Genomic DNA, 12,932 nt, shown 5'->3' with positions numbered 1-12,932 from the left:
GGCGGATATCCCACTCGTTCACCGCCGGGTGGAACAACGAACGTACGAGTGGGAACAGGAGTGGCATGGCCGCATCGTCGCGAGTGGACGTCGGGTTCGGGTCCGAGCGGGGCCCGATCCTCATCGCTCTGATGCTCGCCACCTCCCTCGTGGCGCTCGAGAGCACCATCCTGGCGACCGCGATCCCGACGATCGTCGCGGACCTGGGCGGCTTCACGCAGTTCCCGTGGTTGTTCTCCGCCTATCTGCTCACGCAGGCGGTGCTCGTCCCGGTCTACGGCAAACTCTCCGACGTCTTCGGCCGCACTCCGCTGTTGTTGTTCGGGATCGGGGTGTTCGCGGCGGGTTCGGTGCTGTGCGCGGTGGCGTGGAGCATGCCGACGCTGATCGCGTTCCGCGCGGTGCAGGGACTCGGCGCCGGTGCGGTGCTGCCGATGGCACAGACGATCGCCGGGGACATCTACACGGTCGCCGAGCGCGCCAAGGCGCAGGGCTATCTCGCCAGTGTGTGGGGCATGTCGGCGGTGATCGGCCCGGCCGTGGGCGGTGTCTTCGCAGACTTCCTGTCGTGGCGGTGGATCTTCTGGATCAACCTGCCGTTGTGTGCCCTCGCGGCGTGGGTGCTCGTCCGCAACTTCCGCGAGGACACGCCGTCGGGACCGCGACCGCGCGTGGACTGGGCCGGCGCGGCGACACTCGCGGTAGGCGCCGCCCTGCTGATCCTCGGCCTGCTCGAGGGCGGGCAGTCATGGGCGTGGACGTCGGCGACCGGGATCGGCATCTTCGCCGCCGGTGCAGCCCTGATCGCGGTGTTCGTGTGGATCGAGTCCCGCGCCGCCGAGCCGATTCTGCCGATCCGGCTGTTCACGCGACGTGTGCTGGTCACCACCAGCGCGGTGTCGTGCCTGGTGGGCGCGGTCGTGCTGGGTCTGACCTCGTACGTTCCGTCGTTCGTGCAGGGCGCGCTGGGGACCACGGCGCTCGTCGCGGGCTTCACGCTGGCGACGATGACGATCGGCTGGCCGATCGCGGCGGCGCAGTCGGGCCGGCTCTATCTGCGGATCGGTTTTCGCAACACCGGTCTGGTGGGTGCGGTGCCGCTGTTGTGCGGCGCGGCGCTGTTGACGCAGGTCGGGGTGGATTCGGCTCCCGGGGAAGTGGCGCTCTGCTGCGTGCTCGTGGGACTCGGGATGGGGTTGATCGCCAGTCCCGCGCTGATCGCGGCGCAGTCCAGCGTCGACTGGTCCGAGCGGGGCGTCGTCACGGGCGCGAACGCCTTCGCACGTGCGATCGGCAGCGCGGTGGGCGTGGCGGTGTTCGGTGCGCTGGCCAATGCAGCCCTCGGGGGCGCAGCGGCGGACGAGACCGTCACCGGAACTCCCGGTGCGGCGCAGTTGGCGGACTCGGTGGCGCCGGTGTTCGTCGCCGTTCTGGTCTGCGCCGTCCTGCTGGTGTCGTGCGTGTGCCTGATCCCGAACCGTCCGGCGGCGGCCGGGTAGGCGACACGCCGCGTGCCTATACCGTTACCTACGAGCTGTTTCGTATTCGCTCGAGATCGGGCACCATCTCTGCGGTGAGAACGACAAGCGGCGGCAAGGACACCATCGACGACGTGACGTACTTCCCCGTCGGAGCTGCGGAGCATGCTCTGCAGCGACTGGTACACGCTACGGCGATGCAGGACACGACGGATTACGAGTCGCTGCGCTCTGCCATGGACGCGGAGTACTTCTGGCGCGGTGTCGCCGAGACCTTCCGGATCGCCGACGAGGCGTTCCGGATCGTGTCGTCCGCGACACGCGACCGGCAGGACATCTGCGCGCACGTCATGGCACGCGCTGCCGACTGGGTGGGCACCATCGAACTCGCCACCGAGGGATCCCGGTTGTACGGCGCGCTCGTCGCTTACACCCAGGGCGTCAGCGAAGGGTATTCGGCCGTGGAGGCCTGGGCGCGCGACGGACGGGTATGACGCGAAAGCGCTGATCGACGCGAAGGCGGGGCCGGGGATCACCCCGGCCCCGCTCGTCGACCCGCAGGTCAGCCCACAGCTTCGAGATCGCCCGTGTCCTCGAACCGCCGCAGCGTCGGGGTCGCAACGAACATGATCGCGATGATCACCACACCTGCCACGCCGTAGATGGTCAGGGCCATCGAGATCGGCACCAGCGAGGCCACGACGCCCGCCGCGACCGCGCCGACGGAGGTACCGGCCGTCACCTGCGCGCCCCACACGGCCGCGATCCGTCCGCGGTACTCGTCGGAGGTGTTGCGCTGGACGGTCGCGTACCGCACGACGTCCGCGAGCGAGTCGCCGAAACCGTGCGCGGCCAGACCGAGCAGCACGACGGCGAGGACGCCGGTCGCGCCGGCACCCACCAGACCGGCGGCGGAGACCGCCATGAGCAGGTACACCACCAGCCCGTACCGGCGGATCGAGCCGGTCCAGCCGCTGGTCAGCGAGCCGACCACGGCTCCGACGGCGGGTGCGGTGTAGAGCAGGCCGACCACCGACGGTCCGACGCCGAGCACCTCGTCGGCGAACTCCGGGATCAGCACGGCCCAGCCGGACAGCAGCATCGCGAGGAATCCGACGATCAGCACCTGCCCCACTACGCGGTTGTGTGCCGCGTACCGGAAACCCGACACCACCGACTTCAGCGGTGATTCCTCCGCCACGTGCGTCGGCGGCAGCGACGGCAGGCGGGTGATGCAGAAGGTGGTGATCGCGGTGGTGAACGCCGCGAGCGCGTAGGCCACACCCACACCACCGGCGGCGATGACGACACCGCCGAGCGCCGGGCCGATCATGGAGCCGAGGTCGGCGGTCAGCGCCATGAGCGCGCCGGCCGCGGCGAGCTTGTCGCGCGGGATCAGGCTGGGGGTTACCGCCATGAGCGCGGTCGACGAGATCCCGCCCGCGATGCCGTCGACGACGGCGAGCACGTAGATCGCCCACATCTGCGGTTCGGGCAGGAACGCGTTGATCGCCAGCAGCGCGAAGGCGACGCCCGCGGTGCCGCGGGCGAGGGCGATGACGTTCCGCCGGTCGTACCGGTCGGCGAGCACCCCGCCCGCGAAGGTGGCCCCGAAGGTGGTCGCACCGATCACCGCGGAGACGGCGGCGACCTGCGCCGTCGAGCCGGTGAGCTGGTACACCTGCACGGGCACGGCCACGATGAGGAAACCGAGACCGAACAGCGACACGACGCGTGCGGTGAACAGGTACCGGAACTCGCGGCTGGTCCGCAGCGGGTCGAGGTCGATGAGGAGCTTCTCGAAGACGGCCACGATCACCCGCTCATCCGCGGGTGAGCAGCGCGATCCACTGCTCGAGGTCGGGGGCGGAGGCGAGGTCCACGAAGTCGACCTCGACGCCGGCGCTACGCCACTGTTCCACGAGGGCCATCAGCCGGACGGAGTCGAGTCCCTGGTCGACGAGGCTCACCGAGGGGTCGAGTTCGTCGACGTCGATGTCCAGGATCCGGGCGGTGTCGGCGAGGACGGTAGTGCGATCGAGCATGGTGTTCTCCTTGTTTCGATGTGTGCAGGCGCTGTGCCCTGGTAAGCGGTGCCGGTGAGTTCTTTCGCGGCGACGACGACCTGCACCGTCTCCTGCCAGATCCGCGCGATCTCGGCGAGCGTGTCCGCGTCGACCACGTCCGCTGCGGCGGCGAACTCGCATTCCAGAACCGCGCCGTCCGGGGTGTCCTCGGTGATCGCGTCCACCTGCAGGACGTGGTCGAGCGGCATGTCCGGATCCACCGAACCCCCGATCGCAGCGGCGCCCGGTGCACCCGACCACGGGCTGCCCGACGCCTCGCCGAGCGTGAGCCGACCGAGGTAGTTGAAGACGACGGCCGGCGGCACGTACCGGGCGAAGCGGTCGCCGAAGTCCGGGTTCAGTCGACGCAGCAGGCCGAAGCCGATGCCGTTGTCGGGTCGTTCCCGCGACGCGCGGGCCACCGCACGCAGCACCGCGCCCGCGGCGTCGGTGTCCCGGGACGCGGACGCCACGTCGACCTCCGCCAGATCCACCGTCACCGGATATATCGACGTGAACCAGCCGACCGTGCGCGACAGGTCGGCACCGGGGACCACCTGCTCCTCCCGGCCGTGTCCCTCGAGGTCGATGCGGACCTGGTCGCCACCCCGGACCGACGCCACCGCGACGGCGAGGGCCGAGAGCAGGATGTCGTCGACGACGTTCGCGGCCAGGACACGCTCGGTGACGTCGACGGGCAGCTGCACGCGGGTCGACCGGGTCGAGAGGACGGTGTCGCGTGCCGGGTCGAGCGGGCGCGAACCGAGCATCGGTTCGTCGGCGTCGACGGCACGCTGCCAGGCCGACCACGACGCGGTGATCCGCTCCGAGCGTGCCGCTTTCGCGAGTTCGTCCGCCCACACCCGAAAGGGTGTGCCGCTCGACGACAGGGTCACCGTCTCCCCGCGTTCGGCCTGTTCGACGGCGTCGGCGAGGTCGGGGACGAGAATCCGCCACGACACGCCGTCCACCACGAGGTGGTTCACGACGATCAGGACGCGTCCGGCCTGCTGCGGCCCGAAGTCGAACCACACGATCTGCACCATCGTCCCGTTCTCGGGATCGATTGCGGCGTACGCGTTCTCACGCTCCTCGTCGAACAACTCGTCCCAGTCCCGGCCCGTGGCGTCGACGCGCCGCACGGCTGCGGTGAGGTCGGGAACGGTCTCGGGGACCGTCCACGACGGCCGGCCTTCGTCGTCGACACGGAAGGTCGAGCGCAGCATCGGATGGGCGGCCACGAGTGCCTCGACCGCGGTACGCAGGGTGTCGAGCGTGAGCCCGACCGGCGCGACGAGCAGTCGCGCCTGCGAGAACCGGGACAACCCCGTCCACTGCTCGAGGGTGTCCCACACGATCGGCGTGACGGTCACCTCGCCTGCCACGTCGCCGACGGCTGCCGGACGGGTCTGTCCGCCGCCACTGTCGATCGCGGCCGCGAGTGCCTCGACGGTGCGCAGTTCGATCACCTGACGCGTGGTGATCCACAGCCCTGCCGCCCGGACCTTCGACACGAGCTGGATCGAGACGATCGAGTCGCCACCGAGGGAGAAGAAATCGTCGTCGATCCCCACCCGTTCGAGTCCGAGCACGTCCGCGACGAGTCCCGCCAGGACCCGCTCGGTGTCGGTACGCGGTGCACGCGCCCCGACCAGCGACGAGAAGTCCGGCTCGGGCAACGCCTTCCGGTCGACCTTGCCGTTGGCAGTGACGGGGAAGGCGTCGAGTACGAGCACCACGGCGGGCACCATGTAGTCGGGCAGACGCTCGGCAACGGCGGCACGGACGACCGCCGGATCGACGGCACCGTCCGGGGTCACGTAGCCGACCAGACGCGTCACTCCACGACTGTCGGTGTGCGCGTCCACGACCGCGTCCCGCACCCCGCGCACCGCGGTCAGCGCGGCCTCCACCTCACCGAGTTCGACCCGGAAGCCGCGGATCTTGACCTGATCGTCGCCGCGGCCGAGGAATTCGAGCACGGGCCGGCCGTCGGCACCACGCACCCGCCGGACGAGGTCGCCGGTGCGGTACATACGGGTGCCGTCGTCGGCGAAAGGATTCGGCACGAACCGCACCGTCGTGAGGTCGGGTCGGCCGAGATATCCGCGGGCGACACCGGCACCGGAGACGTACAGTTCGCCGACCACACCCATCGGGACGGGCCGGAGCATCGCGTCGAGGACGTACGCGCCGGCGCCGTGCACGGCCCGGCCGAGGCACGGTGTGTCGGCGTCGGTGACGGCCCCGATGAGAGAGTCCACGGTGCATTCGGTCGGTCCGTAGAGGTTGAAGGCGCGCCCGTCGGTCAGCTCCCGCAGTCGCTGCCACGACGCCGGATTGACTGCCTCGCCACCGAATCCGACGGAGGCGGGGCGGTGTCCGCTCTCGTACAGTCCGGCAGCGAGCATGCGGTCGAGGAAGGACGGGGTGACCTCGAGGAAGTCGAGTTCGTGCTCGAGCGTGTATGCGACCATCCGTTCGGGATCACGCATGGTGTCCTCGTCGAAGACGTGCACCGTGTGTCCGTCGAGCAGCCACAGGGTCGGCTGCCACGAGGCGTCGAAACCGAACGACCACGCGTGCCCGACGCCGACGGAATCGCGTCCGGACGCCGCTACGGTCGGGACGTAGAGATCCGCGCGGTGGCTCTCGAACAGGTTGAGCAGGTTCGCGTGCGTGACCGCGACACCCTTCGGCAGTCCGGTCGAACCGGAGGTGTAGATGACGTACACGCCGTTGTGCGGGCGCAGCGCACCGCGGCGGTCGGCATCCGTCAGTGGGGCGGTGGAGAATTCGCCGAGTTGCAGGTCGGGGTCGTCGAGCACCACGATCCTCGTGTCGCCTGCGATGGGGACGATACCGTCGAGAACCGAGGCGACCGTGACGATCACCTGTGGTCGAGAGTCGGACACCATGTGCGCCAGTCGATCCTGCGGATAGGACGGGTCCATCGGCACGTACACGCCACCCGACGAGATCGCCGCCGCGATCGCGACGACCATGTGCTCGGACCGCGGCAGCGCGAGTCCCACGACCGTCTCCGGTCCGACTCCGGCGTCGACGAGGAGCCGCGCGAGTCGCGCGGAGCGCCCGCCCAGTTCCGCGAACGACAGTGTCGTGCCGTCGGCGACCACCGCAGGTGCGTGCGGGGTGCGAGCGATCTGCCGCGCCAGGAGATCGGCGACGGTCGCCGCTCCGCTCGACGGGGCCGCGGGGGTCGTCGACCGGTCGCTGCGCAGACCGGCCCGCTCGGCGGTCGTGAGCACATCGAGTTGCGCCACGGTGCCGGGGTTCTCGGCGACGAGCTGGTCGAGGATGCGGACGAGGCGCTCCCCCAGTGCGGTGGCGTCGTCCTCGGTGAACAGATCGGTCCGGTACTCGAGGCCGAGGTGCAGTTCGTCCTCCAGTCCCGCGACCAGCACGAGCGGGAAGTTCGTGGCGTCCGAACCCCCGACCGACCCGACCCGCACGCCGCCGTCCCGTTGCGCCGCGTCGAGGGCGTCGCGGTCGACGGGGTAGTTCTCGAAGACGAGGAGGGTATCGAACAGTTCGCCGATCCCGACGGCACGTCGGATGTCGGCGAGACCGACGTACTGGTGGTCCATCACGCGGTTCTGGGTGCCGTGCGTGCGAGTGACGAGATCGGTGATCGACTCCCCCGCCTGCGTGCGGACGCGTACCGGGACGGTGTTGATGAACAGGCCGATCATCGATTCCACGCCCGGCACGTCGGGGACGCGCCCGGAGACGATCGCACCGAAGACGACATCGGTTCTGCCGGTGAGCGACCCGACGAGAAGGCCCCAGGCGGTCTGCACGAGTCCGTTGACCGTGACGCCCTGTGCGCGGCTCGCTTCGACGAGCCGCCGCGACAGCCCGTCGGGCACGGCGACCGTCAGTTCGGCGGGAAACTGCGGTCGCAGCGCCGTACCGGACGGTGTGACGAGGGTGGGTTCGTCCACGCCGTCGAGCAACTCGCGCCACACTTCGACACCGGCCGCGACGTCCTGTTCGCCGAGCCAGTCGAGGTAGTCGGAGAACGGCACGACCGGCGCGAGTCCGGCGGCGGAACCCCCGGCGGCGTAGATCTGCAGGAGTTCCTGCACGAGCAGCGGGGTGGACCAACCGTCGGAGACGAGGTGGTGCATCGTGAACAGCAGTCGCGCACGCGTCGGTCCCGCGACCACCAGCGTGAAGCGCACCAGGGGTGCGGCCGCGAGATCGAATCTGCGGGTGCGGTCGGCGGCGAGCAGTTCCGCCACCCGCGTGTCGAGTTCGCCGGGCTCGACGGTCCCGAGATCGACGACCTCCCAGTGCGGTTCGGCGGCGCGACGGACGACGCCGATCGGTTCGCCCGCTGCGCCGAGTCGATAGCCGGTGCGCAGAACGGCGTGCCGGTCGACGAGTGCACGCACCGAGCGCTGCATCGTGCCGGCGTCGACGCGGCCGTCGAGGGCGAGGTCGGTCTGCATCGTGTAGACATCGACACCCTCGGCGACACTGCCCGATCCCGACGGCTCGTTCAGTCCGGCCAGGAAGTACATGCCGCGCTGCAGGGGTGTCAGCGGCACGACGTCCTCGATGCCGTCCGGATTCTCGGCGTGCAGTGCGAGCACCTCGTCGACGGACAACCCGGACGCCGTGAGCACCGACGGCACGGGGACGCCCACGGCACCGCCGGAGACCGTGTCGGTGAGAAGGTGCAGTGCCGCGAGCCAGCGCTGCCCGATCCGGCGGGCCCGATCGGCGTCGAGAGCACCGGTGGCGTAGGTGAACACCGCCGAGAGAGCGGGTCCGTCCGGTCCGTCCTCCGTGATCGCGTTGACGTCGAGGACGTGGTCGAGGGGCATGGCCGGATCGACGGAACCACCGAGCGCGGCCGCCTCGGGTGCGGCCGACCACGCGGAGTCGGCGGTATCGCCGAGGGTCATCCGGCCGAGGTAGTTGAACATCACCTCCGGGGTCCGGTAGCCATCGAAGCGGTCGCGGTCGTCGCCGAGGAAACGCAGGAGACCGAAGGAGATTCCGTTGTCGGGAATGCGTTTCAGCGATTCGGTCGCGTGGGCGACGGCCCGGAGCGGAGCACCGCCGTCGAGTGCACGGTCTCCGCCGAGTTCGACCGTCACGGGGTACAGGGAGGTGAACCACCCGACGGTACGCGACAGGTCGGCACCGGGCACGATCTGTTCCTCGCGTCCGTGACCCTCGAGATGCACTCGCAGGGCGGATCCGCCGCAGACGTCGGTGACGGCGAGTGCGAGGGCCGCGAGCAGCACATCGCCGGTGCCGATACCGAGGGCGGACGGCACCGTGGTGAGGATGCGTTCGGTGACGTCGACCGGTACGTCGATCTCGACGGACGCCGAGGTCGACACGATGTCGCGCTGCGGGTCCAGGGCGCGGCTTCCCACCGCGGGCGAACTCTCGGCGGCGAGGGCGGATTCCCAGAGCGGCCACGATCCGGTGATCCGCTCGGACGAGGCCGCTTCGACGAGCGATTCCGCCCACTCCCGGAAGGACGTCCCGGTGTCCTCCGGCGCTGGCGTCTCCCCGCGGGTGGCCGCGGAGACGGCACCGGCGAGGTCGGGCACCAGGATCCGCCACGACACGCCGTCGACGACGAGGTGGTGCGCGACGACGACGATCCGTCCGGCCTGCTGCGGTCCCGGGTCGAGGAAAACCACGCGGAGCATCACCCCGGCTTCGGGGTCGAGTGCGTCGACAGCCTCCGCCGACGCTTCGGCGATGAGGTCGTTCCACGAAATTTGTTCCGTGGTCGAGTGATCCACTCGCCGGACGAGCGTCGCGGCCTCCGGGATGTCCTCGGGCACGATCCATGTCGCACCGCGACGAGTACGCCCCGACGGTTCCGAGTCGCCGACGGTGAACCGCGAGCGCAGCATGGGGTGGGCCGCGAGCAGCGCCCGCACACCCGTGACCAGATCCATCTCCCGCAGGCCGACGGGGGCGACGAGCGTCCGGGACTGGGTGAATCGGCGCAGCGAGTCGAACGATCCGGACGCGAGGGATTCGTGCACGATCGGCGTGACGGGCACCGGGCCGGTCGCCGCCGTCCGGGCTCGTCGGGGTTCCTCGGCGGGTGCCTCGCACGCTGTGGCGAGTGCGGCTGCGGTGCGCAGTTCGAAGACCTGACGGGCGGTCACGCGCAGGCCGGCCGCGCGTAGACGCGACACGAGTTGGATGGAGACGATCGAATCGCCCCCGAGGGTGAAGAAGTCGTCGTGGACACCCACGCGGTCGAGGCCGAGGACGTCGGCGACGGTGGCGCACAGCGTCCGCTCTGTCTCGGTGCGCGGTTCGCCGGCACCCGCCAGGGACGAGAAGTCCGGTTCGGGCAACGCCTTCCGGTCGATCTTTCCGTTGGCCGTGATCGGAAGGACGGGAAGAGTGACGAGCACCGCCGGGACCATGTAGTCGGGCAACCGGTCGGCGAGCGCGGCCCGCACCTCAGCGGTGTCGGGTCCGTCGCCGACGATGTACCCGACGAGGCGGGTGGTCCCCCGGTGGTCGGTGTGTGCGACCACCACGGCGTTCCGCACGGCCGGATGCGCGGTGAGCGCGGTCTCGATCTCGCCGGGTTCCACTCGGAATCCCCGGATCTTGACCTGGTCGTCGTCGCGGCCGACGTATTCGAGTGTGCCGTCGTCCGTCCAGCGCACGACATCACCCGTGCGGTACATGCGGGCACCCGCGGACCCGCAGGGATCGGCGACGAAGCGTGCCGAGGTCAGGTCGTGGCGGCCGAGATAGCCACGGGTGACACCGTTTCCGGAGACGTACAGTTCACCGGCCACTCCGATGGGCACGGGACGCAGCCAGTGGTCCAGGACCCGCACGCTCGTCCCGGGAGTGGGACCGCCGATCGTCACGGTGTCCCCCGCGATGTGCGCGGAAGTCGCGTCGACGGTGCATTCGGTGGGTCCGTAGCAGTTCGTCGCCACCACGTCGCTCGCGGCGAGTCGCTGCCACAGCGCGGTGCTCACCGCTTCGCCGCCCACGGTGACGATCGCGGGAACGTGCCCACCCGGTTCGAGGAGACCGGCGTCGAGCAGGCGGTTCATGAGCACGGGCACGGTGTCGACGTAGTCGATGCCGTGGGTGCGCACGTAGTCGACGATGCGGTCGACGTCGGCACGGTTGTCGTCGGGAAGCACATGCAGCACATGGCCTTCGAAGAGCCAGGTGAGCGCGGCGACCGCCGAGTCGAAGGCGAACGGGTAGGTGAGCAGGACGTGCCACTGCCCGTCGCGCGGCGCACGACCGGCGGCGTGCATGGGCCCGGCGGCCTGTGCGGCGTGCAGGTCGGCGAGATTGGCGTGCGAGACGGCCACGCCCTTCGGCAGACCCGTGGAGCCGGAGGTGTAGACGACGTAGGCCAGATGATCCGGGCGGAGCGGAGCGCGCCGGTCCGCGTCCGTGAGCGGAGCCGACGACAGCGCCGACAGTGTGGACTCGACATCCGGGTCGTCGAGGACCAGCACGTCGACCCCGTCGAGCACCTCACCGAGACCCGCGCGCACGGCCTCGGTGGTGATCACCAGACGCGGTGCGGCATCGGTGATCATGTGCTTCAACCGGTCGGCGGGATAGGACGGGTCGAGCGGCAGATAGGCGCCTCCGGCGGTGAGGACGGCAACGATCGCGTCGACCATGGCGCCGGTCCGGGAAAGCGCGAGACCGACCCGGTCGTCGGGTCGCACGCCGCGGTCGACGAGCAACCTCGCCAGTCGCGCCGAGGCCGCGCCGAGTTCACCGAACGACGATTCCTGCTCACCGCACACCACTGCGGGTCGGTCGGTGCCGGCGGTGAACCGGTGCGCGAGCAGGTCGGCGACGGTGCCGCTCGACGGTGCCGCGGGTGCGGTGGACCAGGTGCCCAGTACACGTTCCCGTTCCGAGGACGGCAGGATGTCGAGGTCGGCGACAGGCGCATCGGGCCGGGCACACAGGGCCTCGAGGATCGCGACGAGGCGGGCGCCCAGGGCGGCGGCCTCGTCCGCGTCGATCAGCGACGGGCGGTGGTCGAGCTTGACGACGAGCCGATCGGACATGCCGGCCGTGAGGACCAGCGGATAGTTGGTGGCGTCGCGTCCGTCGACGCCGGTGATCGTCACTCCCCCGGCGCGTTGCGCTCGCTCGAGGGCGTCGCGGTCGACGGGATAACTCTCGAAGACGGTGAGGGTGTCGAACAGTTCACCGATCCCGACGGCGCGCTGCACCTCGGACAGGCCCAGGTACTGGTGATCGACGGTGCGCGACTGCTCGAGCTGTACGCGTCGCAACAGTTCGGTGACGGTCGCGGCGGGATCGAGCCGCACCCGCACCGGAACGGTGTTGATGAACAGCCCGATCATCGATTCCACGCCGACGAGTTCCGGAGGGCGGCCCGAGACCGTCGCGCCGAAGACGATGTCGTCGCGGCCGAGCAGACCGGACAGGAGCATCGCCCACGCGGTCTGCAGCACCGTGTTGAGCGTGACGCCGCTCGCGCGGGTGAGCTCCGCGAGCTTCGCGCCGAGCCCGTCGGGGACCGGAACCTCGAGTTCGCCGCAGCGTTCCGACGAGCGGGTCGCTCCCGGCGGTGCCACGAGCGACGGCTCGCTCACACCGTCGAGCGCCTCCTGCCACAGCGACCGGGCGGCCTCGCGGTCCTGGCGCCCGAGCCACGCGAGGTAGTCGCGGTAGGGGCGCACGGACGGCAGGCCCGACGCCGATCCCCCGGCGGCGTAGATTTCGAGCAGCTCGCGCACGATGATCGGGGACGACCAGCCGTCGACGACGATGTGGTGGGCGGTGAGCAGCAGGCGCACCTCGTCGGCGCCGAACCGCACGAAGGTCCAGCGAACGAGCGGCGGTTGCGTCAGGTCGAACCAGTCGTGCAGGTCGTCCTCGACGATCTGCTCGAGCCGGCGTTCCGCCTCGGCGCGTTCGAGACCGGACAGATCCTCGCTGCGCCAGGGATTCTCCACGCCCGACACGACGAGACCCGCCGTACGGCCGTCCTTACGGGGACGGAAGCACGTGCGCAGCGCCGGATGACGGTCGAGCAGCGCCTGCGCGGAGGCCGCCATCCGCTCCTCGTCGACCGCCCCCGAGAGTCGCACCACCGATTGCACCGTGTGGGCGTCGGGATCGGCCCCAGCCGTGTCGTCGGATGTCGAGCCGGTCGGCGCCGCAACGGTACTCAGGTAGAGCAAGCCCTGTTGCAGCGGCGAGAGCGGAACGATGTCTTCGAGCGCAGTGGAACGGGTCATCTGTCGCTTTCGGTATGGACGGTCATTTCGGGCACGGACGACGAACGGCCCCCGCGCCGGGACGTCGGGGGCCGTTCGGTCGGTGGTGCGGGGCGGGCCCGCAACAGCGA

General features: G+C 70.3%; 5 protein-coding genes. 2 read left to right on the top strand and 3 right to left on the bottom strand.

The features are described from left to right. Window positions 1-65 precede the first annotated feature (65 nt). Window positions 66-1,499, top strand: a complete 1,434-nt coding sequence (locus AC6CID_RS05055; RefSeq protein ID WP_072740525.1) for an MDR family MFS transporter — start codon at window positions 66-68, stop codon at window positions 1,497-1,499. A gap of 74 nt (window positions 1,500-1,573) precedes the next feature. Further along, window positions 1,574-1,972: a hypothetical protein gene (locus AC6CID_RS05050; protein ID WP_498353653.1), complete on the top strand. Its 399-nt coding sequence runs from the start codon at window positions 1,574-1,576 to the stop codon at window positions 1,970-1,972. Window positions 1,973-2,040: 68 nt separating this feature from the next. Here AC6CID_RS05050 and entS read toward each other — a convergent pair whose 3' ends face one another. The 3 genes from entS to AC6CID_RS05035 are packed head-to-tail and all read right to left on the bottom strand — an operon-like array spanning window position 2,041 to window position 12,822. After that, window positions 2,041-3,291 carry an enterobactin transporter EntS gene (entS, locus tag AC6CID_RS05045; RefSeq protein WP_072740531.1) on the bottom strand — a complete coding sequence of 417 codons (1,251 nt, stop codon included), beginning with the start codon at window positions 3,289-3,291 and terminating at the stop codon, window positions 2,041-2,043. Between the two features lie 10 nt (window positions 3,292-3,301). Next, window positions 3,302-3,523, bottom strand: coding sequence for a phosphopantetheine-binding protein (locus AC6CID_RS05040; protein WP_006551840.1), 222 nt, complete (start codon window positions 3,521-3,523; stop codon window positions 3,302-3,304). Beyond that, window positions 3,445-12,822, bottom strand: a complete 9,378-nt coding sequence (locus AC6CID_RS05035) for an amino acid adenylation domain-containing protein (protein WP_498353652.1) — start codon at window positions 12,820-12,822, stop codon at window positions 3,445-3,447. Before AC6CID_RS05035 ends, AC6CID_RS05040 begins: the two co-directional genes overlap by 79 nt. Window positions 12,823-12,932: the final 110 nt, after the last annotated feature.

It is taken from the genome of Rhodococcus sp. GQ147, from assembly GCF_059759155.1.
The sequence above is the reverse complement of the archived record's forward strand: the minus strand, read 5'-3'. Positions and strand labels throughout refer to the sequence as shown.